A 24858-nucleotide genomic window follows, 5' to 3' on the forward strand; every position below is an offset into this window, starting at 1 on the left:
CGCCCTCATAGACACACCCGACTGAGTCGCCGGCTTCTTCGACGACGGATTCGAAGAAACATTCCGTCGCCTGGGCAAATACGACACCACCGACCAAGACATCGACAACCTCCTGACCTTCGTGCCCCTCCCCGCAGGCGCGCGGATCCTCGACGTGCCCTGCGGATGGGGCCGCCACGCTGGTCGCTTGCACGCGCTGGGCTACCGCGTCGATGGTGTCGACCTCTCGGAGCACCAGATCCGGCGTGCCCGCGACCGGTGGCCGCAGGTCCGGTTCCACCGCGCCGATATGCGCACCCCACCAGCGGGCCCCTTCGATGCGATCGTGAACCTCTGGACCAGCTTCGGCACCCTACCCACATCCGCCGACGACGAGTCCGCACTACGCGCCTGGCGCAAAGTACTGACAGGGCGGGGCTTTGGTGATCGGTCCGGGGCGGGCGTGCAGGGCGCGCCATGATGCATGGCGTTGTTGCCCAGGTGATACAGCACGAGCGAAAAGTCATGGGGTAAGCGCGATTCGCCGTTGACGCACACCGGATCGAAACGCTCGCGCAGATGCGGCACCGAGTCGGCGATTTAGGTAGCGACTCCGCTGGGCTGCGGCGGGAGCGGGCCGAAAACCCCCAAGGTCTGCGAGCCTCCATGACTGGTCACGACACCCTCCCCGCGGGACTGGGATGAGCCGATCCGCGGCCGTGGAGGGCGATGGCCTCGGTGTAGGCGGCCAAGGTGCCGCTCACAGCACGGTCGAGCCCGAACGTGGCGCGGGCACCCTGGCCCAGAGTGCGCCGAAGCGCTGGGGCATCGGCCAGCGCGTCCAATGCTCGCGCGTAGGTGGCCGGATCGGCGGTATCGGCCAGCAGGCCGGTGCCGGGGGTGACCAGTTCACGCAGCCCATGGGTGTCGAAGGCAACGACCGGGACGCTGGCGTGCATCGCGTCGATGCACGCCAAGCCCTTCGACGGTGCTGGGTTGGGTGGCGATATCGGTGGCCGCCCACACTGCATCACGCGCTCCGGCAGGGACATCGAGAACGCCACTGGCATTCAGCACATCGAGATCACCGACAGCCCCGCAATCCTCTTCACGACCGACCAATGGAATCTGTGGCAACACGAAGTCGCCACCGACCGCTTCACCAATGCCAACGGCTGCGTCAAGGTCTCTACCGACAACCAGCTCTGGCACGTAATCGCTTTGGAAGGAACGGAATTCATCTTCGATCAGGAAGAGTGGAACGCCTTCCGGAGCGCAGTGATCGCTCGAGAATCCCACCCCGCGACCGTATTTCAGTGACCGCGCAGTTGTGCCTTGAAGTGGGGGGTAAGCGGGTGCGGTCCCGATTGTTGCCCCGTGATCGCCGTGACTGTGAGACTATGAGGGTGTTGCGCAACATGTGCTGGGAGCTGGCGATGGCGTAGTCGCGGCCGGACGCTGGCTAGCATTTCCTCTCTATGAGATGGCCTTCCTGTGGTCGGCCACAGCAGAACGAGCGGCGACTGCTCCAGGCTCGCGTCCGGTTGTGCCGGCGCTGGGAGCCGGAACGTGAGGCTATGCCCACGTGGCCGGTGACAATCCACCACATCCATTGATGGCGGCCGGTTTCCGGCCGCCGGGTTGGTGCCCGGCCGCCAGCGTCCGAGAAGGAGCAATGATCATGGGCAAATCAGCCAGCAGCAGTGGGACCCCGATGGATCGTGAGGCTGCCGACCGGATTTCCGAGGCTGCCGACCGAGATCCAGAGAGCGACACCGCGACCAGCGGTTTCGCTGACCGTGCAGAGGATGCTGCCGACCGCAACGAGTCCGAACGGTAGCTGGTAAACCAGGACCGCACCTGATCCCGCCGGATCCGGGTGCGGTCCTGCGACCAGAGAATTCGCTGCCAACAGGCGGGTATGTCACTCAGGTAGTGGTGCGGCTCCGCAGCCCAACAAGGCGCAGTGCAAGCAAAACATCGTCAATCTTGTTGGGCCACTGGACTGGTCAACCGTCCCAGGGCAGTGCGTGCTCGTGCTATACGAGGCCCGACAAGGCGTTCGGCCTCAGCGAGGGGATACCACGCGGCGGCGGTCACCTCGGACAGCTGAATGTGCCCGATGTCAGCGTGCACCGTGGTGAAGCAGTACCCGATATCGAGGTGATGGTGCGTTGGCTCATCCTTGGCCAGCCGAGCTGGAACCTGGCCGTACTCGATGTAGACGGGGTTCGGTGATGCTGGGACAACGGCGCCGGGGTCGAGCCCGGTCTCCTCCGCCAGCTCGCGCACGGCCGCATCGATCAGTGTGGCGTCGATTTGCTCGACGTGGCCTCCTGGTTGCAGGAGAATTTCTCCGTAAGCCCTGTGACGCACCAAGAGAACCTCGACATGATGGCGGACCAACAGAGCACCGACGGTCACGTGCATGGGGAAGGTCCGTCGGGAAGCGAAATCCTGTCCGTGGCGCAGCAACCGCATCGGCTCGGACAGGTGCGCGGCCTCGTCCGGGTGGCGCTCCACGTAGGCGGCGAGCGTGCCCAGGATATCGGAGTCGCTGATCGCCATAAGTTGTCCTCCGTCGAAAGCGTGTGGCGAGCGGGAACGGCCGTACTCTACCGGCTGGGTCCGAACCGCCTGAGAAGTCGCCCGCCGCAGAAATGACGCGGGCGCAGGAGATTGAAGCTGCTGAGCATGCTGAGAAGTTTCGGAGGATGGAGCGGGCGCGAGATCCGCGTGCCCGGGGTTTGGAACGCGGCCGGGGGTGATTGATGGGTAACGACCGAAAGGAATCATTATGACCGATACAACTCATTTCCAGTATTGTCAGAAACTAACCCGACCAGGCTGTAATCCCGATTCTGAACGTATTCGGCGCACCCACAGTTCGGCCGTATCGCCTCGGGCGCAGTCTGCCCGGCAGCCCGATATCCGGACCGCACGAGCCTGCCCGCCCCTCCGCGGCGTCCCTGGGACAAGCATGCCCGCGGTGTGGGGATTGGGCCGTGTGGTCCACGACGCGCACTTCACCGCGCAGCCCCCGCGTGGTCTGGCGTATGCCGGATCACGCGGGGGCGGGTCGGTGTGGAATGCGCTGGCCACCATCAGCGCCGAATACCGGTATCCGACCGGGGGGATCGGGGTGGCGGGCGATGATGCCCGCGCCGATGTCGCGATCGCGGACAACACCGCGCTGGGCATCGACATGACCAGGATCCACCGGGTCGCGGCAACGGCCACGGTGACCATGCACAACTACCCCATCCCGGCCGAGAACGGGAACGGGAACGGGTGGGAATACCTCACCCGGCCCCGGTGCCCCGCCTGCGGTGGTGTGCCCGCGACCGCGCCGTTGGAAGCCAATCGCGAAATCCTCAGCGGGCCGGAACAATTCGGTTTGCCCGCTGCGGTGCTGGTGGTCGACAAGCTCACGGTGACCACGGTGCGCTGGGCGCGCTGGCTGCGCGCGAGGGGATGGACCACCGTCATCGACATCGGCTACCCGGGATACCTGTATCCCCGATCTGCGGAAGTGCTTGGCTCGCAACTGGATTGCTTCGACGTGATCGTGATGCAGGCGACCGTCGCCCGATTCCTGGCCCGGCGGCGCGGGTTCGACGCCGCGGGGATGGCCGCGCTGGGCCGCGGTCTGGTCGTGATCTCCGACGGCGCGCGAGGATTGCGCGCCCTCGACGGCCGCGACGAGCACACCGTCCGGTTCGAGATTCCCGCGCCCGACTGCGAGGTGCTGGATCCGGTCGGTGCCGGTGATGCGTTCCTGGGCGGGCTTATCGCGGCCATGCTCGGATCCGGGCACCGCCATGGCCCGATCCGCGCCGATCCCGACACCGTGCGTCACTGGTGCACCCACGCCGTGGCCGCTCTGCCGGTGGCGCTGGGAGCGGTCGGCCCGCGCGGGCATCTGCCCGGCGTGGTGTCGATGCTGCCAGCGGCGGAATCGGACGCTGGTGGCTGCGGAATCTGCGGCTCGCGCCCAGCCCCGCCCACACCGGACGGAGGGTGATGTTTGCCGAGGTCGGGCCGATAGTGCCGAGCCCGGGTGTGGAAGACTATCGGGCATGCCCGACCTGCGGATCGCCGTCTTCGCCTCGCACAACGGAACCAACCTTCGCGCCCTGCACGCCGCCTCCCAGGATGAGGGGGCCGGTTTCTCGATCGGCCTGATCGTGAGCAACAACAGCGGCTCCGGAGCGATCGCGTTCGCGAAGGAGCAGCAGATCGCGTCGGCGCACCTGTCGGGCCGGACGCATCCGGATCCAGACGAGCTGGACGAGGCGATGCGGACCGTACTGGTCGAGCACGAGATCGACTGGATCGTGACCGCCGGCTATATGCGCAAGCTCGGGCCCCGGGTGCGCAAGGAGTTCACGGGCAGGATCATCAACGTTCACCCAGCCTTGTTGCCCAAGTTCGGCGGGCAGGGCATGTACGGCCAGCACGTCCACGAAGCGGTACTCGCGTCCGGAGATACGGTGAGCGGCCCAACCATTCACGCGGTGGATGCCGACTACGACACCGGCGAGACGATCGCGCAGCTCGAGGTGCCGGTCCTGCCCGATGACACGGTGGAGACGCTGGGCGCGCGTGTGCTCGCCGCCGAGCACACGCTCCTGCCGGCGACGGTGCGCCAGATCGCGACCGGGCAACGCCTCTACATGCACATCAGGCCCTGACGGCGGCCCGCCCATCAGGGGCGGGTCAGGACAGGCGTTGTGCGGCGAAGTCGATGAACCTGATGCATTCGCGCAGGCTGGTCAGATCGATGGTGCGCGCGGCCGGGGTTGGGCCTTGGCCGCCGAAGCTGACGAAGAACGCTTGGTGCTGGGTTCCGCAGGGGTTGGTGACCATGCCCCAGTCGTCGCCGCGGGAGTGGTACGCGCCGCTGACTCGGACGTCGATGCCGGCCTGTGCGGCGTCGGGGATGAGCGTGTCCCGCAACAGCGCGAACATGTCCGGGGCCACGGTGTAGCCGGCGCCGTCCCCGGAGTGAGGCACCACCAGCGCGCCGGGGTGGGGGCGGTGGATGCCGTCGCGGGCCAACCCTTGATCGAACATCCCGTCGACGAACACGATGCACGCCTCGGGGCGAATGCGGCGCAGCAGGTGGGGGAAGGTCCTGGAGAAGTAACTGTCGGGCCGGTTCTGCTCGCCGTCGGACAGTGCCACCGCCACCGCGAGCCCGGCACGGGTGAGCCGGTGCGCAGCGTGCAGGGCGATCGCGGCACCGACGCGATCGTCGACCGCCTTGGCGGTCAACAGATTTCCCTCGAGAGTGACCGGCCGCCGATACACCGCGCGGTCACCCAGCCGGATATCCGCGTCGGTCTCCGCGACCAGGACGGTGTCCGCAGCCGAACGGACCAGGCTGTGGCCGAGGGTGGCCGAGGCGGTGTCGCGGATGCCGAGCAGGGTGATCTCGGCGTGGTCGAATCCGGGTGCGAGGCGGTGGCATGCAGCCAAGGTGATCTGCGAGCCGTCACCGCCGTCGCCGACGGTGGTGACGCTGAACGAGGCTTCGTCCAGGTGAGCCGAGAGCACATATTCGGCGGCGTCGAGATCGCCGACGACGAGGTTACCCGAAATGAGTTGCGGCGCAGGAAGGTCGAGCCTGGCGCAGATATCGCGGACCGGGGTTGTCAGGGTGTGCGGGACGAACTGCTGGGGCGCGTCGCAGGCCAGCAGTGCACGCAGATCGGTGAGGATTTGATGATCGGATTCGAGTACCGAGGTCATGGTGGTCTTCCGGTCGAAGAAGGGACTGGCGCCGGTGCGGCCCGCTGCGAGCGGGCGGGCCGCACCAGGGTTTACAGTTTGGTTGTCGACGGAAGTGGCTGTGCCCCATCCTCGTTCGGAGCATCGGTGCGCCATTTGATGCTGCATCCCAGCGAGGGTTTCTGATCGGTGGGGGCGGGTTTGCCGGAAAGCATGTCGGCCACCGCGGATTTGAGGCTGTCGCCGGTGACGGTCAGGTAGTTCCCGGGGCGGCTGTCGTCGAGCTGCCCGCGGTAGTACAGCCGCTGGCCGCGGTCGAACAGGAAGATGTCCGGGGTGCAGACCGCGCCGAATGCGCGTGCGATGTCCTGGGTTTCGTCGATCAGGTAGGGGAACTGGTACCGGTAGCGGATGGTCGCGGCACGCATGCCTTCGGGGCTGTCCTCGGGGGCTTGGGCGGGGTCGTTGGGGTTGATCGCGATGGTGCTGATACCGATTTCGGCCAGGTCGCCGGTCAGCTCGGCCAGGCTGTCGGCGATGTGCTGGACGTAGGGGCAGTGGTTACAGATGATCATGACCAGGGTGCCGTTGGCGCCGAGCAGGTCGGTGCTGGTGTGGGTGTGGCCGTGCGCGCAGGGCAGGGTGAACGCGGGCATCCGCGCGCCGAGGTCGCCGGGTCGGGAGATGGTTTTCACCATGGGGTTTCACGCCTTCCGCAGGGTGTAGTCGGTGAGCAGGGTGGTGTAGACCGCGTGCATCGTTTCGTCGGTGGCCCGGGTCAGGTAGCGGGGCTTGCGAGCACCGGGACCAGCACCGGCGAGGGTGACGCGCACGGTGTTCATGTAGGTGGTGCGCAGGGCGGTTTCGATGTTGACTTTGCGGATTCCCGCGTCGATTCCGGCGCGCAGTTGGTCCGGGGTGACGCCGGAGGATCCGTGCAGCACGATCGGCAGTCCGGTGGCTCGGGCGACTCCGGCGATCAGGTCGGTGGCGATCGGCTGGGTGCGGGTGCGCATGCCGTGTTTGGAGCCGCAGTCGAATCCGAGGATGTCGGGTGCGCAGGCGGCGGCGAAGCGGGCCACGGCGTCCACAGTGAGGGCTTGGATCGGCACGGTGTTGTGCTCGTGTTCGACGTGCCCGAGCTGGCCCAGGACGAATTCCAGTGAGGCGCGTCCGCCCAGGTCGTGCTGCAATCCCACGGCTGCGGCCAGGTAGGCGTGCTCGGACAGCTGGCCTTCGTTGAGGAAGTTGCCGCTGCTGAATCCGGCGTCGATCGCGGCGCGCAGGTCGGCGGGGTCTTCGCAATGGTCCAGGTGCAGTGCGTATTCCACGCTCGGGTACCAGCCGGCGACGGTCTCCACCAGCGCGGCGGTTTCGGCGAAGCCGAGGTATCGCGCGGCGGGCACCGAGTAGGCGATCGCGATCGGACAGCCGGTGTCCGCGGCTGCGCGCAGCGCCGGGTGCAGGGTGTCGAAGCTCTCGACGTTGACCGCGCACAGCGCATGTCGTTCGCCGAGGTCGTCGAGCAGTTCGGTGATGGTGCGGGGCTTATTTCCCATGCGGGGTCTCCTTCATCTCGGGTGTACGGGTTTGGGTGAACAGGTGCACGCCGCGTTTGTTGGCAGTGGCGATCTGCATCCGGCCGTCGCCGAGTCGGCGGGCGGCGAAGTTCATCCCGACCCCGCTGTGGTCGCAGATCAACTCCGCCTGAACGGGTTCGTGCGGGTCGACGTGGACGCCGATGCGGAACAGCACCGGTGTGCCGTTCGGGTCGATGTCGTGGTCGGGGCCGTGGGCGTGCCAGCGTTTTCCGGTGATCACCCACGCATCCACCGGCTCGCCGGCGGCGGCGGGCAGCACGGCCACCGCGTGCAGTTGGGACGTGGCCGCCTCGAGGGTGCTGCGCTGGTAGACCCGGCCGGTCGTGGTGGTCTCGACCGGATCCCACCGCCACAGCCCGCGCCCGTGCGGGCTGGCGGCGAACAAGCTCGCCGAGCCATGGCCGAGCCGGCGTGTGTGGATCAGGTGCACATCGCCCAACCCGTCGCTGAGTGTGCCGTGCTCGTCGATCTGGCGCAGCGGGCTCCACCGCCACGGAGCCCGGATATCCTCGCGCGGGGCGTAGATTCCGGTGGGGGTCAGGATGTGTGGCCGGTCGTCGTCCACGACGCCCACGCCCAGCCCGTGCCAGTTCCCTCCCCGGGGCCCTACGGCGTGCTCGATCCAGGGGGCATGCGGGTCATCGCCGGGTTCGTACCAGGCGATGCTGGGGCGATACGGGACGGTCACCAGCCCGCGCGTTCCGGCAGTGTCGAGGTCGGCGTAGACGGCCGACTCGTAAGTTCCCCCCGAGGTGACCGGCCGGATGTCCCAGGCCTGCGCCCCCGAACGGTGGGCGAACCACCGTACGGGGTCGCGATGCATGCCCACCGACAGCAGCGCATCGGGCACTCCGCCGTGTGAGCCGATCGGCCAGTCGTAGGTGGCGGCCTTGTACTGCGGCGGCAAGCTGCTGGATTCGCGTAGGTGCGCATGCGGGTCCGGGCGATTGCCGCCGCCCCAGGGCGGCAACCACGCATCGGCGACCGTGCGGAACACCGTGGCAGTGTGCGGTGGGTCCAGGGTCCACCAGCGATCTCCGGCCACGAGATCCTCGCGGCCGTCTCCGGTCATATCGGCGAAGCAGCACGACTCGGCGAGGAACTCGCTGGTGAGCTGGGTGTGCGACCATTGTGAGCGGGCGTCGATCATCGTTGCCTCGCTTCGATCAGGTTGTGTGCATTCGGGTTTCGTCCTTCTGCGCAGGCGGATAGATCCTCGGCGCCGGGGACGTCGGACCAGTGCAGCGTGCGATACCAGGCGCGGGCCTGGGGTTGCAATCCTGGGGTGTCGGCGGGAGTGATGGTGACCGCACGGCGAGTGATGGCGCCGCCGCTTGTGGTGAGGGTGTCGACCTCGAGGCGGCCGGGCCCGCTGTGCCAGACCGGAGCGTGCAGGACATCGGCGGGGTGCCCGGTTACGGGGTCGTGCAGGCCGGTCACCGCGGCGATCGCGATCACCGCTTCGGCACCGGCGCCGAAGCGGTCCGGGCGCAGCGGCGCGGTGAGATCCTCGATCGGCATCTGTTGTCGGTCGAACCGGGCGAGTTCCCTTGCGGTGAACAGGGATCGCAGCGTTGCGCGGTCGGTGCGGGTGCGGGCATGCAGGTAGTCCTGGAGGTAGCCGCGCAGCCCGCCTGGGTGGGTGCGGATCCGGTCGCGGGAGACCACCAGCCCGGACCAGCTCGGATAGAGCGCGGATTGAATCTGCGCTTCCACCAACCCGATCCGGCCGAATTCGAGATCGCACTCGAACGGCAAGGGGATGGTGGTGTCCCCGACCGCGCTCCAGCCCGGCCCGGCGATCGTGGGCCGGTATCCGCTACGACTGCCGATCACCCGCCCGGCTGCGTACTGTCCGGCCAGCTCGCCCAGCAAGCCCAGGTTGTCTTCGCGGTTGAGGGTCGCGGTCATCAGCTCCGGGCGGTGCAGATGCTCGGCGATCAGCCCGAAAAGGTCTGCGCCGTAATTGAAGACCGCGCTCACATCCTGGCTGTGGCTGCCGACGGCGAAGATCGCCTGGTCGTCGAACAGGGGCGTGGCGGTGCCGGGACGGCCGAAGCCCACCACGCTGACCGCGCGGGGGCCGCCGCGCGCCGCGTTCAGGGTGCCGTCGACCGGGTCGCAATACAGGTCCAGCTCGGCTGGTCCTGTGGCGGAAGGCAATTCGACCGTGGGCGATGCGTCGCGGGCACCTTCACATCCGGCCACCCGGATCCGGCTTCCGCCTGCAAGCGTGGCGGTGCCCAGGGTGATCGTGATGGCCTCGGCCGCCGCACTATCCAGGAGGTTCTTGACCTGCGGGCCCAGTCCGACGAACGGATAGGTCGCCGCGACAGCGGTCGCCGCCGCGGTCGCCGCGAGCGCGGCGTGCGTGTTGTTCATCGCACGCTCACCGCCTGACCGTCATCGGCGAACGAGCACTGCGCCCGCACCGCATGCCGTGCGGCGACCGAAAGGACCTCGCGCGCAACAGCAGTGGTGATATCGGTGTTCGGGCCAGCGACCAACCGCACGTCCGCGCGCAGCAATTCCCGCGCGATGGTGAGCCCGTTGCTGGCGGCGGTGGTCCCGGTTTCGACGCAATCGATCGCCAGATCGGTTAGCTGACCGGGATACGCCTCCACCGCGCCGACCACCTCGCGAATCCGGAACCGGTCCGGGTCCAGCATGTCCGCGGCCAACCGCGGGTACGGGGTCGCCACGCTCCATGGCCCGGCCCCGGGAACCGAATGCTCGGGCACCAGCAGGGCGACCCGAATGTGATACCAGCACAACGGAATCAGGCTCGTATAGCGGATGTCGCGCTCGAGGAGCCATTCGTCCGATGCCACGGCCAGATCCACCAGCCCGTCACCCACTGCCGCGGCGATGTCGGGGATCTTCAACACCAGGCACTGCAGATCCCCGGCCGGACGGTCGAACACGTACCGTCGCCGGGTCCGAGCATCGGCGGTGGTGACATCGAGGTCGGCCAAAAGGGCCCGGCTCCGGTCCCACAACCGTCCGCCCGGCACCGCCAAGCGCATCACGACACTGTCCGGAACGGCGGTGCGGACCGGTATGGGCGCAGTCCGCCGTGCTTGCTGAGCTGGCGGCGTGCTTCGTGCTGCAGTGCGCTGTCGGTGCAGGCGGCCAGATCGACGCCGGCGATGTTCGCCAGGCACAAGACCCAGTTATGCAGCTGGCCGAGTTCTTCGGCGATCCGTGCCGGGCTCTCGCGCCGCCGGATCGCCTGTGCCGCTTCACCGAGCTCCTCGGTAGTCCACGCGATCGCGTGCTCGGGGTCCAGGCGCCCGTACACCTGCGCGGCGAGGTGCTGCATGACCTGCACCTGCGCCAGCGCCGCCGGCGGATACTGCGCCGGTGCGGGTCCGATCAGCGCGATCAGCTTGCCGCTGTGGGCCCAGTCGAACAGTCGCGCCGCGTCGACGCAGGCCGACAGGATCGCCACCGACAGACTGCGCAGGTGGGCTTCGGTGGCGGAATCGAGTAGCGCGCACAGCCGGGCTCCGCCGGGTCCGGTCGTCGCGGCGTCGAGCTGGGCTGTCGGTGTGCCCCGGCGCGCGTGTAGGTGCGGCAGGATCGCCTTGGGACTCATGTAGGAGTCGGGATCGGCGCGCACGAGCACGACCGCCCCCACCGGTACGGCCTCGACCGTGACCGTGGCTTCGCGCAGCAGGGTTCCGGCGGCCACGATATGCGCGGTCACCGTGGTGCTCGAACTCGCGTCGACCAGCACATGTGAGCCCCGCAGCCGCAGCGGGCCGGTGCCGGGACCGGTCGGAGCTTCGGCCAGCAGCACCGATTTCGTGCACGCGACCGCGGCGGAGGCGACAGTGCAGCGCAGGTACGCCATGCCGCGCAGATGCGCGATCAGCGCCAGCACAATATCCGCACACTGTTTGCGCGCGGTGGCCCAGTCCTGCCCACGCACATGCACCGCGAACTCGCACGCCGAGCGTTGGCAGATCCGCACAGCCCCGGAGTCCGAGGGCTGCGCTGGTGACTGTGACGAGACCTTCAGAGCCACAACGACATCCAGGACCTTCCGGTCGGGCAAGGCCCGGACATCAGCGATGTCTTCGGCACTGGCACCGGGGTCCGGCTGCCACACCACCGTTACTCGTGCCTGTGCGCCGGGGGCTCGGTCCGCGCCGGTCATACGAGCACTCCCACGGGCAGGGACCGCGCGCAGGCCCACGCGTGACCGGGCTGGTAGTCCTCGAGGTGTGCGAGCACCTCCATGTGGCGGCGGTATTGGCCGTCATAGTTTTCGAGATGGTGGCGGATGCGCTCGCGTGCTGCGGTGATGCGGGTCGTGGCGGCGCCGCCGCGGATCACCCGCTCGGCGAGCTGGCGGCCCCAGCAGTTCAACCGCAGCTGACGGTCGGGCCCGAATTCACCGCGGAACTTGGCCGCCACGGGGAACTGATACAGCAACTCTGCCGAGGCCATCGAAAGCAACACCCGCTCGAGGACGCCGGCATCGACCAGGAGCGGGGCACTCCAGCCCGCGACATCTCCCAGCGCGGCCACCGAACCGGCCGAGGCCAGATAGATGTTCCCGCCATACAGACCGCTGGCTCGGAACTCGCTGTCCCACAACGCCAGAAGCATCGCGATCCCCACCGCCGGGCACAGGTCCAGATCCTCACCAGCCGCGGTGGCGAACTCGTCGATGAGCCGGTCGAGGAACTCCGCCGCCTCCAGCTCCGGGGCGTGGTCGATCACAACGGCCGATACCCGGTCGGCCCACTGGTGCGTGGGCGAGAACCAGCCCACCGACCCCGTCGCGAACGCGCGCTGCGTGCGGCTGGGTTCGATCATCGTCCACGGCAGCCGCAGATCCGGGCGGACCTTTCGAGCTAACTGCGTGGTGCGCTGGCCGGCGTCAGGCGCGCGACGACCGCGCGTCAGCACCCGTAGTAGCGGAGAGGTGATAGTCAAAGCTTCTGCCTTTCACTGTGTTTCGTCTCTTGTGAGCGCGGGAGCGCAACGCACCATCCCCGCGCGGAACCGCACGGGATGCCAGCCGAGTTCGACGCGGGCCTTCTTGTGCGGGATCCTCGCCTCGCGCAGCTCGACCTCGAGGCGCCGGTCAAAAGTCGGCCACCCCCAGGCCCGGCGCACCGCAGACCGCACGCGCAGCATCGCCACCGATTCGCGGTGTGGTGCGCCGCGGCCGACGAGCTGATGGTGGGCGTGGGCCCAGTCCCACCACGACAGGGCCTCGTCGTGTACGAGGTTGTAGATCTGCCCACGGGCGGCGTCGGCCGTCGCGGCTGTCATCACCGCGCGCACAACATCAGCGTCGAACACCGGAAACACGCGTCCGCCGTCCCCGAGTACGCCGATGCCGCCCTGCGCCGCCATCCGCAGATAGCGCTGCGTCCAATACGGCGAGGCCGGACCGTAGATCATCCCCGGCCGCACAATGCAGTAGTCCGCGCACCCAGCGAGCCGATAGGTCCGCGACACTCCTTGCTCACCAGCGTATTTCGACTCCGAGTACGGGTGCCCATTGGGCAGATGGGGCTGGTCCTCGCGCAGGGTGCGCCCGGCGAAACAGCCGTAGGCTTCGATCGTGCTGATATAGACCATGCGCGCCCGCTCAGCGAGGGCAGCCTCGCTCAGCCACCGGGTCATCCCAGCGTTGACCTCGCTGAACTCCGCGGGCAGCCCGGTGCCGAGCCGTGCTGCGGCATGGATCACCAACTTCGTGCCCTCGGTCGCGCGGGCCCGTACGGCTGCCTCCATCAGGTCGCCGGACACGACCTCGAACCCCGCGGCGGCCAGCCGGTCCGCGTGCGGACGCTGACGCACCACACACCGCACCTGATCGGCGCCCCGCTCTCGGGCGTAGGCGTGCGCGAGCAGCCCGCCCAGATAGCCTCCGGCGCCGGTGATCAGAACTAGTCCCATGATCAGCCTCGCCCGTACTCAGGCACCAGCGGACCGGTAGGACTCGATCCCGGCCCACACATCAAGCATCTGCGCATACGGGCGGACCTCGTGAACACGCAGATACGTGCACCCACCAGCCATCACCGACCACAGCGACCCCGCGATGCTCCCGCCCAGCCGGTCCTTCGGCGGCACCGGGCTGACCGCCTCGACGAACTGCTTGCGTGAGCACGCCGACATCTGTGCCACACCCAGCTCGCTGAACTCACCCAACCGAGCCAGCAGCGCATAGTCGTGCCACGGTCGCTTGCCTGCCCCCAGCCCGACATCAATGACAATCTTGTCGCGACTCATCCCGGCCTCGGTCAACGTCTGAATCCGCTCGACGAAGAACTCCTTGACCTGGCCGACAACATCGGTGAAATACGGGCGGTTCAGCTTGCGTCCCTTGTGCCCGCCGGGGCCTTCCAGGTGCATCAGGAACACCTGCGCACCGTGCTCGATCGCGACACCGATCATCGCGTCGTCGAAAGTCATCGCGGTGACGTCGTTGATCGCGCACGCGCCGGCAGCCAAGGCGGCCTTCGCGATTGCAGACCGGAACGTGTCGACCGTCACCGCGACCTGCGGGAATTCCGCCACGATCGCCTCCACCACCGGCAGGGTCCGCGCCATCTCCTCCTGCTCGTCGACCCGCCGCGCCGCCGAACCTCCCGAGAGCCCGCCCACTTCCACGTAGTGCGCACCCTGCTGGATATGTGTCCGCGCAGCCGATAATGCCGTGTCGACGTCTGTAGTGATCGAGTCGGCGAAATACGAATCCGGCGAGGTATTGATGACCCCTACGATCTTGACGTCCTCACCGGAAAGCGCCAATGGCCAACGGCCGCAAAATTTTTCAGCATCTGATGTACTCACATCTACCGTCCTTCGAGGTCGCTCGGAAGTCTGGATGATTGAAATATGTGGTCGTGCAATGCTTCCTATTCGATGCGCATCATCTTTTCGGTGGCGAGTCGTTCATCGACGGTGCGTGTGGGCCGGACTGGCGCGTTCGACCGAACCTGCCAGACTCAGCGAAATGAGCTCTTGCCCTGGCAGATTCGCGGCTATCCTTGCCGATGAGGGTTGAGCGCCGCGAGCATCGCGTCGAATCCCTTGACGGGTTGATCTCGTAGCTTCTTCCCGTTCGAGACGTCCAGGTGAGACCAGCCGTCGGGGTCCTGGGCCCGCACATCATCAGGGTTACCGTCCCGGGCTCGACGAACGGAATATTGTGGTAGTAGTCCTCCGGCGATGAGGGGAAGGACAGGACCGGCGCCGAGCGCTGCGGCTCAGGGGTTTCGGCGTTGTGGTCGAGGCCGATTTGCGGGGTCCGGGGCATTGTTGCTCTCCTGGTTCGAGATCGGGGGATATCGCAGTCGTTGCGGTAGCGCGCGACACCAACGCTCGTGTGATCCGCACCGGCCGGCGCGCTGATCTGTGCAAACGGAAATCTTGTGGTGTGGAATGTATTTGAGTCCTGTATGTGGGAATGTGGCTACGGGCGTGCGGCATTGGGAGATACATCGCGGGATGGCGCTCAGCTGGCCCGGCGGACCGAGACCACAGGGAGCATGTCGGTATTTGAGCCGGTCAGTGTCCGATAGGGGTCGAGGTAGTCCGCCGCGAACAGCGGTGCACCGAGCAGGGCGGGGATGTCGAAGGCGGCCACGAGTTCGGCCATGGAGTCGGCGAGCGTGCCGCGGTGCTTGAGCAGTTCGGTGTGGATCCCGGTGGCCTGCTCGCCGTTTATCAGGCCGTGAACTGCGTACCAGCCGCCGTGGTCGTAGATGCGGCCCAGCGCGTAGGCGGCAGCCGCCGAGTGCAAGAGGCGTTCGGCGGCTGGATGGGGTGCGGTGGCCGCCGCGGTGTGCAGTGCGGTCGCGGCCAGGCGTTCCCCGGTCGCGGCGGTCAGCTCTGCGGCCGCGGTGTCTGAACCCCAAACTGGGCCTGCCGCACCGTAATTGCCGCGGTGCATCCCGCCCGCGATTGCGTGTTCGCGCTCGATCAGCAGATCGAGGTACGGCGGCAGAGTGCTGGGGGTTTCCGGTAGGTGCAGCTCGAGCAGGTCGTTGTAGCGTCGTCCGGCCGCGACCTGCATGATCTGGTCGTCGCCCTCGGCGGTGGAGATGCCGTCGGCATTGGCGATCCAGTCCGGGATGTAGTTCGAGCGCAGAATGCCTTGCGCGCCGGCGCGGCGGCGGCACATCGCCAGCACGTCGTAGGCGGTGCCCGATAGTAGCGGCTTGGCCACCATGGGCCCCAGCGTCGACCACGGTGATGCATCGGCCGCACGGAGTTCGCGTATCCGACGGCCGAGGATGCTGGTGGCCCAGACCGCCGCCAGCGCGGTCACGATGTCGCGCTGCACCGGTCCGCGGTCGATCATGACCGTCCGGCCAGGGCAGCGCTGCCCCGCGTAACCGACCAGGCCCGCCAGCGCGGCGCGAGCGGTGGCGATCGCACCACACGGCAGATCCACTCGACCACCACCCAGCGGTTCGCTCGTGCGGGCGAACCGCTGCTCCCACGGGACAGTGCACTCGAATTCGCCGCTGCCGGTGATGCGTGCCCAGTCCCCGCCCAGCAGCGCCTCGCGGGGAAGCACGCACTCGGCCGGATCGAACTCGATCAGCCCGTGGTCCATCGCCGAGGCCGACCCGATCTTCTCCGCGAGCGCCGTCACCCGCACCCCGGGAGCGAGTTGCCCGTCGGCGTCGCGCACGGGCAGCAGAAACGGCAGCACCCCTTCATCGCGGCCGTCGAATTGCAGGCGCGCGGTAACCACGGCAATCTTCCCGGTCGCATAGCCTGCCAGGTTCGCCATGAACTTCGCCGCGTCGATGGCCGGGGTCGCGAGCCGGACCCCTCCGACCGCCGGATCCCAGGTGGCGGTCGTGCGGCAGTGGGGGCCGTTCGTTCCGGCCAATTCGGTCAGCATCAGCACCCCCACCGCGGCGCCGGTGTCGAGGTCGGTGGCGCAGCGTCGCACGTACTCGGTCTCGATGCCGGAGGACAGGATGGCGCCCAGCGCCAGGTTGAGGTGCCCGCTCATCAGGGTCAGCACCGAGGGCGCGGCGACGGCCGCCTCTTCGAACAGGACCCCGCGCAGGCGGGGGTCACCGGCGATATCGCGTGCGGAGCCGCCCATTTCGCGGATGAGTGCTCGCAGCAGATCCGGTGTGCGCGAGTGCTGCTCGGCGTACGTCAGCCCGGACGTCGGCACGTCCCGCACGGCGAGCACCGCTTCACGGGCCCGTGCGCGCATCGGGCCGTCCGAGCCGACCAGCACCGTGTGCAGGGCGTCGACGAGATCGGTGTTGAGCGGACTGTCCAGCGTGCCATGGAGTGTCATGACTGTCCCTTCGGGAGTGCCGGTGTTGCGCCCGGTGAATTTGGCCGGGTTTGATCACCGAATAACTTGAGCTGCACGCACTTTCGTGATGGCATGCCGAGGTTGAGCTGTGATGGATAGCAGCGTGCGTGCCGGTGTACCGGCCCCGCAGAGGTGCACGACAGATCCTGGCGTCACTGAGTGGACCTGCGTTTTCCCTGCGGGGCACTGCTGTGCCTATCTCGCTGTAACCAATACAGCGCTGGATCAAGAGTTCGATCATTCGCCGTTCTCGGACCGAAGCCGATACTGGCGCGGCACCACCTCCTTCATGGGTTCTGGTTACTGGAAGCCGGTCTTGCAGAGGTGACTCACGGTGCGACACAACGAGATTGGGATGTGTCATGTCGTTCTCTGCGGGCCGGACACTTTCTGTGTCGCCGAGTCCGCGCGGTATCGATTCGGATGAAGGGTCAGCCGAGCCAGAGGCCCGAGGCTTGAAGGATGCCGACCCAGTCCGACCGGATGTGGCGGCTGCGGGTGAGCGCGCCGAGGACGGCGAACGCTTGTGGGGGTGTCCATGTTTCACACACCGTGGCCAGTTCCGGCCAGTCCGCGCGCCATCGCTCGTTGTGGAACGGCACGCTGGCGCCGGCTCGCAGTGCCGCGGCCATAGTGCGGCCCGGGTGCGGCCACCATCGGTCATCGAACTGGCCTGTCGGCGTGCTGATTTCGTCGGCCAGGGTCAGGGCCTGCTCGAGGGTCAGGGCCTGGCGCGCGGCAGCCAACTGCTGGTCGAAGAACTCGAGGTAGTAGTGAGGGTCCCGGTCGAGCGCGTCAAGCTGCTGGGAGCTCAGGTGCCCGTTGGAGCGGTGGTAGTTGATGAACTCGCGATGGTAGGTGTCCAGGAAGGTGTGCGGGACGGGTGAACCGTTGTAGTCCAACGCGACGGGGGCGGAATCGGTGGTCATCGGTGGTGTCCTCGTGTGAGCGGGCGCGGATCAGTGCAGGCTGACGGGGAATCTGGACAGGGCCCGGTGGAACGGTCCCGGCCGCCAGACCGGTCGCCCAAGCGGGCGGGCGTCGGGCAGCCTGTCGATGAACCGCGTGTTCCCTTCGGTCGCGATCAGGCGGGCGACGGCCTGCGCTGTTTTCGGGCACTGGTGCGGCCCGGCGGAATAGCCCAGTCCCCAGCCGGCTTGGAGGTATTTGCCGTCAACACCGGCGATGGCGGGGTCGTTGTTGCAGGAGGCCATGCTGATCACCACCGGCTGGTGGGCGGGCAGCCAAATCCCGTCGACATCGACCCCGGCCGGTGGATAGGACAGGCAGTAGTTCGCCATCGGCGGGTCGGTGATCTCGATCTCGGTGACCGCCTCGCGGATCGGCACACCGAAACCGTCCCCGTTTGCCATGAATCGGGGGTCGGTGAATATCAGCAGCAGGGTGTTGGCGAGCAGATTGGTTGTCGGTTCGAGTCCGGCTCCGAACAAGGTCACCAGCTGGTTTACCAGCTCCTCATCGTCCAAGCCGGTGTCGTGTGCGATCAGGCGCGAGGTGACATCGTTTCCGGGGACGGCCTCCTTGGCGGCGATGTGCCCGCCCAGTGATCGGCCCAGCACCATGTTGACCTGTTCGGTGTGCTCGGTCGACTCGAACATGCGGGCCAGAGCCCAGGCGACCTCGTCGCCGACTTCGTCGGTGCAGCCCAGTAGCTGGTTGAGTACCCCGAATACGAGGGGGCGCGCGTAGTCGCTGATGACGTCTATTCGGTTGGCGTCCTGGATGTCTCGTCGGCGGCACAGTGCATCCAGACGCGCTTCGGCAGCGTCGATCACCGTTTCGCGCAGGCGGTGCAGATCGATGCCGTCGAGGCTGTCGAGGTTGGCGCGTCGATACCGGTCATGGGCGACTCCGGCGCTGCGCAATGCGTTCGGCCGCCACTGGACCATCGGCGCGATCGGGCAACCGGAAGGCATGGTGAGTTGCCATCGACGCGGGTCGGCGGGAAACCGTTCAGGATCGTTGAGGATGCGCAGCGCGGCACGGTATCTGACCACCAGCGTCGCGGGCACGCCCGGCGCGAGTTCGACCGGGACCAGCGGGCTCTGAGCGCGCATCCAGGCGTAGACCTTGTGGGGGTCATCAGCGAATTCCCGGTTGTGGATCCGGATTCGTTCGCAGACGTCCTCGATCGGCTTCGGCTTCGAATCTGTGTCCGAGGGGGTGGGAATGGAGTTCGGCAGCACAGCGGTGGTCTCCTGGGTGCTTAAGGGTGCGGAAGCGGTGGTGTCGGTGCGAATGTGACCGAAAGGGCAACCAGCGCACGGTGATACAAGGTGTGTAGCCACTCGATCCGCGTGCCGGGTGCCCGCTTCATGTCGGGGAGGGATTCCAGCAACAGGTTCAGGGCTTCCTCGGCGATGAGCATCGCCATCGCCGCCGCCGCGTCCGGGCATTTGTGCTGACCGCCGCCCCACGCCAGATGGGACCGGTTGCCGACCTTTCTGGTGTGGTCGGTGGCCATGACCGGATCGGCGGCGCAGCCGGCCACGCTGAGGAGTACCGGCTGGTTCGGGTACAGATGGACGCCATCGCGGATCTGCAGGTTCGGGGGAAACCGTGGGCGCAGGGTCGGGCGTGGCGGTTCGACGGCCAGTACGTGCTCGAGCGCGTCCCGCAAGCTCAGCGATCCGCACATCACGTCCTCGCAGAACACCTCGTCGGTCATCGCCAGCATCAGGGTGTTGGCGATCAGATCGATGGTCGCCAGGCAGCCGCTCGTGTACAGCAACTGCACCTGCTGAACCACCTCGTAGTCGTCCAGGGTTTCGGGGTGCCTGCACAACCACGAGGCCACATCTGCCCCCGGGGTCATCCGGGCGGACTCCACTGCCGACCAGACGAGCTGGGTCAGCGCGCTCGTGTCTCCCGTGGTGCGCAGGGTCCTGACCGCGATGTCGGCCTGGTGCCACATGTCGGGCGGAACGCCCAACATCCGCGAGAATGTGTACACGACAAGTGGAATCGCGAATTCACCGACGAGATCGGCGGAGCCTTCCAAGGAGAATGTGGCGATCAGCAACGCGGCGAATTCACCGACCGTGGCGCGTAGTTCGTGCTGATCCGTGCGCTCAAGGCACTCTCGAACCGTTCGGCGCAACCGCGCGTGATCAGCGCCAGTGGCCTGAGCCAGATCCGGCCGATCCCGGTGCTCGGACTGCCCCGCTACTGGGTCGGAAGGGTAGTGCAGGGGATCGTCGAGGACCTCGCGGGCATGCACGAACCCGATCACAGCAGTCGCTGTGTTCCCGGGCCCGATCTCCACCGGAACCACAAGCTCGCGGTCGAGATGCATCCGCTGATACGTCCGGTGCGGATCGGCGAAGAACTCAGACCCGTACAGCTGCACCACCTGCTCAGCGTCGGTGTGCGAAGGGGCAGCGAACGGGCATGTGCCGGTTCCCGGCGGGTGCGTTGGGGTGGTCAAATGTGCCTCCGGGCAAGGAAAGTGACGTGCTCGGGGCACGACGAATCAAGCCGGTCGGTCGGGCGACCGGCTGCGAGGAAAGATCGGTGGTTGGTTAGAGGTAGGCGTGCTCGCCGAGGGTGTTCGCCAGCTTCAAGCGAGTAAGGCAGTCGTCGTAGGCGCGGGTCGCGCTCACCACGCAGGCGATGTTCTCCCAGACGGTCCAGTACACGACTCGTGCGGCCAGCACACCCGGCCGAGCCGGGCCCAGGTCAAACGCTGTGGCCGCGATCCGGTCGAACTCAGCGCACCAACGCAGCTCGGGCGGGTTGGTATCCGCAGGCGCGTCGGCCTGGTCCCAATTGACCGCGGCCGGCGGGGCGCTGCACCACTGGGCGTTCTCGCGGCGCTCCCTGTACAGCAGCGCCATCCCGCACGCCACGCTCAGCGCCGGATGCGCGTCGACGGGGCTGCAGTTTCCGCGCAGCGCATTCGACACCGCGCCGATCAACGCCAGCGAGTCCGGCCAGCTCTGCGCAATACTGGTGGCGGTCATACCGTCCCCGCCTGTTCAGCCTCGGAGCCCGGGTTGGTCGCCGCTGTGGAGTTGCTCGCGGATCGTGGTGGGGCGTAGGGGATTTCGTGGCGAGCCCCGTTCTCTTCCCGGGAGCGTGCCAGTTTGCGTATGCAGCTGCTGGGATGGCCCGCGTGCTGAGTCCGCATGACATGTGCTTGCACAGTGGTGATCTCCGGAGCGGGCGGTGTCGCGCAGTCGCTCACAGCCATCATGTCGCGTTCCCTGGCGGGCATGTATGACAGCGACTTGGTCATGCACATTCGATTACCTCCCATGTCTCGAGGCACCAGCAATCGCCACGCAATACAGGGCGATCCTGCAAGGGGTACGGCGCCGACCTGCACAGCTCGGTTCGCTGAGGTGATGAGCATTCGCGATGGGGCGAAATAACTGGTGCTGGAACCATTTTCGGCAAGCCGAGCAACGCCGCACAATAGGGTGCGTGTACCCAATCGCTTGTCCAGTTCATGGGTACGCAGGTCAGCGCCAAAAATCGCTTTCGCCACCGAGTGGCGGTGACGTGACATGGAAGACCCGAAGCCGCGGCGGACGGCACACGGCCATCGCGAGATGATCAGACCGATGTGCACGCGGCGGCCGAGCACGGACTACCGTGCGGGAGCAATGATTTCGCCGACCAAACCGACAGCGGCGAATCTTCCTGTGCCGCGGTGGCCCGGGGACAGTGCACTGCGCATCTCGGCCACAATCCAGCGGACCGTGACCGAGATGCGCAACGCTGGTAGGGCTACATGCCGTGCCAAGGCTCGGTGCCGGCGCCAGGGTTGCGCAGCATGCCCAGGCGGCGGTGGAGTTCGCGGGCTGCGGCGGTGTCCTCACCGGCCGCGCGGCGGATGTAGCCGGTCAGGGTGTGCAGGTCGCGCATCGAGGTCAGCACGGTGAACGCGGGCCAGGTGCGGAACTCTTCGAGGTCGAGACCGTACGCGCGGAAGAACTGCGCGAGATCGTCCTCGGGGGCGCCGAATCGGAGGTGATCGTGGCAGCTGGGGATCAGGTCCAGCTCGCGGGGGCCGATACTCGCTTCGTCCCAGTCGCCCAGCACAACTCGATTATCACCGTCCCACAAGCAGTTTCCCGCATACGCATCGCCATGAATCGTCCCGACACCCAAGACGGACTCGAGTCCGTGGTAGCGGTCGAGCAGTTCGGTGGCGCGGTCGGACAACCAGGCCAGATCATCCGGTGCCAGGACTCCGCGCGCGGCGTCCGAGCCGAGGATGGTGGTCAGCCCGGACAACGGCGGATACGGGTGCAGCTCCAGCGGCGGGGCCGGCAGTGCGTGGAGCCGGCGCAGGATGGCGCCGAGGTCCCGCATCGGTGGTTCACCGCGCTGTTCCTGCGGGTAGTAACGCCACACCGTGACGGTGGCGTCGTTGACGTCGACGGACTGGTCCATCAGCGGCTCGGTCACCGGGATGTCGTGCGCGGCCAGCCATCGCGTCAGCGTCAGGCCCGCCTGAAACCGCAAGCCGCGGTGCTGGCTTCGCCCGATCCGGACCACGGCCTGCGAGCGCGGAAGGAGCCATACCGCGTTGCTGTGGGCGCGCAGCAGTCGCGCGTCCTGGATATCGAGCCCGGCCTGTTCGCATGCGGTGGTGAGGATGTCGTGCGCGGCAAGGCTCGTCATGGCAGGGCCGCGGTCGAGTGTGCGGTGTACCCGCGGATCGTTTCGTGGAGGTCGTGGGCGACGGGTGCTTGGGCATGGCGGTGCTCGCGGATCGCGGCGGTCACGGTATTCATCCCCTCCATGATGGCCGTGATCCGCTGTTCGGTGGGAAGTTCCAGGACCGGCGAGAGTATTTCCCGCGCGCCTTCGAACTCGTCGCGGGCGATCCGGGACAGGCTCAGCGAGACCCTGGCCAGCGCTTCGTCCCCGTAGGAGCGGTGTTCGGGCGGACCGGAAGTGTATTGGCCGATGGCGTCCTGCGCCCACCTCTCGGCGTGCTGGTGGTCACCGATCGACTGGTACGCGCAGCACAGGTAGTAGGCCATCTTCGCGTGCGGAAAGGTCAATGCGCCGCCGAACATCGTTACTTCGTCGGGTGTATCGCGCGCCTGCTCGGCGGCGGCCACGGTGCGCAGCGCGGCGGAGCGGGCCAGGCCGATATCGCCGAGCCGACCAGCACACCGCGCCTGCAACGCGAACAGCCGGACCCGGTAGTCACCCTGCGGTGCCCATTCGGCCGCGTCGACGATAATGTCCAGCGCCGTGTGTGGCTCGGGAGACCACTCCGCGATCAAGGCCTTCGTGCCGGCGACCCACGCACAAAGTCCAGGGTGCGCAGCCTCCTGAGCCAGCAGCTCAGCGGCCACCGCGTGCCGCATCGCGGCCTCGGAATTACCCGCCAAATCATCGGTGAGTTCGCCCAGCAGTTGAACCGCGACTGCTCCCAGCAAGGCCAGTTCACGTCGGCGTTGCAGCCGCCGGGCCCGTTCGAGTTGCTGGGCGGCCTGTTCCCGCAAACGCAGCAGGTTGGTCAACAGCGGCAACGGCGGACGATGCACATAATCGCGTGCAATGCTGCTCAGATCACGTACCAAGCCGTCTTGGGAGATCCCAACCACCGGTTCCTCGCTCACCCACCGCACCAGGTCGGTCGATTCCTGTGCTGCAGCGTTCAACAGTCGCTGCAACGCGGCCTCAGCCGCCGCAGCCAGCAGCGCCCCATCGGCCTGCAGAACGTCATCGAGACGTGTAGCCACGTCCGTGGTCGGTGGCCGCTCGCCCTTCTCGATATGATGCAGGGACGTCGGCGCATACATCGTCAGCGCGCCGAGAGCCCTGAACGAAAGATGACGCCGTTCGCGCAGCTTGCGCATCAGATCGCCGAATGCGTTGTCGCGGTTGCTCATCGGGACCGTGCTGGTTGGGATATTGGCTGGTTCATGAGCCGACCGGCCCTGTGCTGCGGAACCGGCTGCGGCGCTGTGGCAGAGGCAAGTGGCTAGAATCGTTGTGCCGCACCAAGACTGCCCGCCGACCTGTCGGGGACCACGGGGCGGGCACCAGATCGAAGGTCATGATGCCGGTGTGATCGATCGCGATCTTCGATCGGGTGCGGGCATCCGGGGGCAGATCCAGCAGGATTTCCTCGGCAGCCATGAAATTCTCGGTGGATCCGAACAACAGGATGTGCTCGCCAGGGTGCCGTCGCGTCAGTTCGGTGATCGCCGCGCTGGTGGCGGCCCGGAACGCGATCATGGTCTCGGCGCCCTCGGCGATCGGCCGGTCCGGGTGCAACGCGGGATGGATGTCAGGATAGTCGCGGTAGACCTCCCGCCATGTTTTACCTTCCGCCGCACCGTAGTTGGCGTACCGCCACTGAGGCAGGTATTGCAGGCGCAGGCCCAGGATCTGCGCGACGGGTTCGGCGGTCTCGACCGCCCGCGCCAGGGGCGTGGAATACACCTGCGTGACCGGGTCGTCGCACTGGTCCAGTTCGAGCCGGCGGGCCAGGCAACCAGCCTGCTCGCGTCCCTGCTCGGTCAGCCCACCGCAGGTGGTCTCGCCCCGGATCACCCCGTCGACATTCGACAGGGCCTGCGCGTGCCGCACGAAGCTCAAACGCGTACAGCCCTGCGCGCCGAGGTCATCGTCCTGGGTGGACAACGCCACGTTCGCGCCCGACTGCGCTTCGGGCAACGAGTGCGGTTCTTCTGGCGAGCGTTCCATCGGCGCGACCGTCTCGGCCAGCGACCGGCGCACGCGCACGCCTGCGGCGTCGCATTGGGATTTGAAGTTCATGGATTCCATCTCAATAACGTTCTCGGACAGGAAATCTGACGTGAGCAACCGTCTAGGCACGGACCCATCGGTGTTCGAAGCCCAGGCCTCGACGGCCCTCAGTTGCTTCGTTCGGGGTGATTCCACGGCGTAGTGCCGGGTGGGTTCACACCACGACCACGGCGCCCAGGGCGGTCAGGACGGGCGGTACGCACGCCATCACCACCCGCTGCGGGGTGGGCAGCCAATACGCGCACGGCCACTGCGTGATCGTGAAGAACAGTGCGGCTATTTCCATCGTTGCCCCGATATGACGGGCCAGGTCGCCGGTGCAGGCGACTCCCGGATCGCCGCATGCCCTGGTTTCCAGCAAAGCCAACACGAAGGCCCCGATCCCCACCGGTAGAAGCGGGAGCATCGCCAGACACGACAACAGCGGCGCCAACCACCACCGCCTTCTGGCAATCGGTGTCC

Annotated in this window: 25 protein-coding genes; 4 read left to right on the forward strand and 21 right to left on the reverse strand. The window is 67.2% G+C overall.

The annotated features are described in order from the left end of the window. Window positions 1-112 precede the first annotated feature (112 nt). Complete coding sequence (locus ABH933_RS21880; RefSeq protein WP_429455091.1) at window positions 113-460, forward strand: class I SAM-dependent methyltransferase; 348 nt, start codon at window positions 113-115, stop codon at window positions 458-460. A gap of 193 nt (window positions 461-653) precedes the next feature. Here the strand turns inward: ABH933_RS21880 and ABH933_RS21885 are convergent, their stop codons facing one another. Then, a complete protein-coding gene (locus ABH933_RS21885) occupies window positions 654-956 on the reverse strand; it encodes a glycosyltransferase (RefSeq protein WP_429428512.1) in 303 nt (100 codons plus the stop codon). Here ABH933_RS21885 and ABH933_RS21890 point away from each other — a divergent pair. Continuing rightward, on the forward strand, window positions 946-1299 hold the full coding sequence (locus ABH933_RS21890; protein WP_429428510.1) for a hypothetical protein: 354 nt from the start codon (window positions 946-948) through the stop codon (window positions 1297-1299). The genes ABH933_RS21885 and ABH933_RS21890 overlap by 11 nt on opposite strands. A 663-nt stretch (window positions 1300-1962) precedes the next feature. Here ABH933_RS21890 and ABH933_RS21895 read toward each other — a convergent pair. After that, a complete protein-coding gene (locus ABH933_RS21895; protein ID WP_429428508.1) occupies window positions 1963-2547 on the reverse strand; it encodes an NUDIX hydrolase in 585 nt (194 codons plus the stop codon). A gap of 412 nt (window positions 2548-2959) precedes the next feature. On the opposite strand from ABH933_RS21895, the gene ABH933_RS21900 reads away from it, so the two are divergent. Together ABH933_RS21900 and purN are read left to right on the forward strand one after the other, a co-directional pair. Beyond that, complete coding sequence (locus ABH933_RS21900) at window positions 2960-4003, forward strand: carbohydrate kinase family protein (protein WP_429428506.1); 1044 nt, start codon at window positions 2960-2962, stop codon at window positions 4001-4003. Between the two features lie 55 nt (window positions 4004-4058). Further along, window positions 4059-4673 carry a phosphoribosylglycinamide formyltransferase gene (gene purN, locus ABH933_RS21905; RefSeq protein WP_429428504.1) on the forward strand — a complete coding sequence of 205 codons (615 nt, stop codon included), beginning with the start codon at window positions 4059-4061 and terminating at the stop codon, window positions 4671-4673. Between the two features lie 25 nt (window positions 4674-4698). On the opposite strand, the gene ABH933_RS21910 is transcribed toward purN, so the two are convergent. The 19 genes from ABH933_RS21910 to ABH933_RS22000 all read right to left on the reverse strand — a co-directional run bounded on the left by ABH933_RS21910 (window position 4699) and on the right by ABH933_RS22000 (window position 24802). Beyond that, window positions 4699-5733, reverse strand: a complete 1035-nt coding sequence (locus tag ABH933_RS21910; protein ID WP_429428502.1) for a hypothetical protein — start codon at window positions 5731-5733, stop codon at window positions 4699-4701. Between the two features lie 71 nt (window positions 5734-5804). Further along, window positions 5805-6410 (reverse strand): thioredoxin family protein, encoded by a 606-nt coding sequence (locus ABH933_RS21915; protein WP_429428500.1) that lies wholly within the window; start codon window positions 6408-6410, stop codon window positions 5805-5807. 6 nt (window positions 6411-6416) lie between these two features. After that, window positions 6417-7271 (reverse strand): class II fructose-bisphosphate aldolase, encoded by an 855-nt coding sequence (locus ABH933_RS21920; RefSeq protein ID WP_429428498.1) that lies wholly within the window; start codon window positions 7269-7271, stop codon window positions 6417-6419. Further along, entirely contained in the window at window positions 7261-8463 is a 1203-nt protein-coding gene (locus ABH933_RS21925; RefSeq protein ID WP_429428496.1) for a hypothetical protein, read from the reverse strand. The genes ABH933_RS21920 and ABH933_RS21925 overlap by 11 nt, the downstream gene beginning before the upstream one ends. Further along, a complete protein-coding gene (locus ABH933_RS21930) occupies window positions 8460-9695 on the reverse strand; it encodes a fructose-bisphosphatase class II (protein ID WP_429428494.1) in 1236 nt (411 codons plus the stop codon). The genes ABH933_RS21925 and ABH933_RS21930 overlap by 4 nt, the downstream gene beginning before the upstream one ends. Next, window positions 9692-10339: an ATP phosphoribosyltransferase gene (gene hisG, locus ABH933_RS21935; RefSeq protein WP_429428492.1), complete on the reverse strand. Its 648-nt coding sequence runs from the start codon at window positions 10337-10339 to the stop codon at window positions 9692-9694. The genes ABH933_RS21930 and hisG overlap by 4 nt, the downstream gene beginning before the upstream one ends. Beyond that, the gene (locus ABH933_RS21940; protein WP_429428490.1) at window positions 10339-11475 is read right to left on the reverse strand and encodes a MazG nucleotide pyrophosphohydrolase domain-containing protein; all 1137 of its coding nucleotides are present in this window, start codon (window positions 11473-11475) and stop codon (window positions 10339-10341) included. Before ABH933_RS21940 ends, hisG begins: the two co-directional genes overlap by 1 nt. Then, window positions 11472-12260: a hypothetical protein gene (locus tag ABH933_RS21945; protein WP_429428488.1), complete on the reverse strand. Its 789-nt coding sequence runs from the start codon at window positions 12258-12260 to the stop codon at window positions 11472-11474. The genes ABH933_RS21940 and ABH933_RS21945 overlap by 4 nt, the downstream gene beginning before the upstream one ends. 12 nt (window positions 12261-12272) lie before the next feature. Then, a complete protein-coding gene (locus ABH933_RS21950) occupies window positions 12273-13235 on the reverse strand; it encodes an NAD-dependent epimerase/dehydratase family protein (RefSeq protein ID WP_429428486.1) in 963 nt (320 codons plus the stop codon). 18 nt (window positions 13236-13253) lie between these two features. After that, on the reverse strand, window positions 13254-14093 hold the full coding sequence (gene folP, locus ABH933_RS21955) for a dihydropteroate synthase (RefSeq protein ID WP_429428484.1): 840 nt from the start codon (window positions 14091-14093) through the stop codon (window positions 13254-13256). A 706-nt stretch (window positions 14094-14799) separates the two neighbouring features. Further along, window positions 14800-16614 carry an acyl-CoA dehydrogenase family protein gene (locus ABH933_RS21960; protein WP_429428482.1) on the reverse strand — a complete coding sequence of 605 codons (1815 nt, stop codon included), beginning with the start codon at window positions 16612-16614 and terminating at the stop codon, window positions 14800-14802. A 452-nt stretch (window positions 16615-17066) separates the two neighbouring features. Continuing rightward, complete coding sequence (locus tag ABH933_RS21965; RefSeq protein WP_429428480.1) at window positions 17067-17564, reverse strand: hypothetical protein; 498 nt, start codon at window positions 17562-17564, stop codon at window positions 17067-17069. Between the two features lie 30 nt (window positions 17565-17594). Next, window positions 17595-18842 (reverse strand): cytochrome P450, encoded by a 1248-nt coding sequence (locus tag ABH933_RS21970; protein ID WP_429428478.1) that lies wholly within the window; start codon window positions 18840-18842, stop codon window positions 17595-17597. A 20-nt stretch (window positions 18843-18862) separates the two neighbouring features. Next, a complete protein-coding gene (locus ABH933_RS21975; RefSeq protein WP_429428476.1) occupies window positions 18863-20008 on the reverse strand; it encodes a hypothetical protein in 1146 nt (381 codons plus the stop codon). 169 nt (window positions 20009-20177) lie between these two features. Continuing rightward, entirely contained in the window at window positions 20178-20618 is a 441-nt protein-coding gene (locus ABH933_RS21980) for a hypothetical protein (RefSeq protein WP_429428474.1), read from the reverse strand. 769 nt (window positions 20619-21387) lie between these two features. Next, on the reverse strand, window positions 21388-22287 hold the full coding sequence (locus ABH933_RS21985; protein ID WP_429428472.1) for a phosphotransferase enzyme family protein: 900 nt from the start codon (window positions 22285-22287) through the stop codon (window positions 21388-21390). Then, window positions 22284-23513 carry a helix-turn-helix domain-containing protein gene (locus ABH933_RS21990; protein ID WP_429428470.1) on the reverse strand — a complete coding sequence of 410 codons (1230 nt, stop codon included), beginning with the start codon at window positions 23511-23513 and terminating at the stop codon, window positions 22284-22286. Before ABH933_RS21990 ends, ABH933_RS21985 begins: the two co-directional genes overlap by 4 nt. A gap of 31 nt (window positions 23514-23544) precedes the next feature. Next, complete coding sequence (locus ABH933_RS21995) at window positions 23545-24405, reverse strand: histidine phosphatase family protein (protein WP_429428468.1); 861 nt, start codon at window positions 24403-24405, stop codon at window positions 23545-23547. Between the two features lie 145 nt (window positions 24406-24550). Then, window positions 24551-24802, reverse strand: coding sequence for a hypothetical protein (locus ABH933_RS22000; protein WP_429428467.1), 252 nt, complete (start codon window positions 24800-24802; stop codon window positions 24551-24553). Window positions 24803-24858: the final 56 nt, after the last annotated feature.

This window comes from Nocardia sp. GP40, from assembly GCF_050434125.1.
GTDB classification, from domain to species: Bacteria; Actinomycetota; Actinomycetes; order Mycobacteriales; family Mycobacteriaceae; genus Nocardia; species Nocardia albiluteola.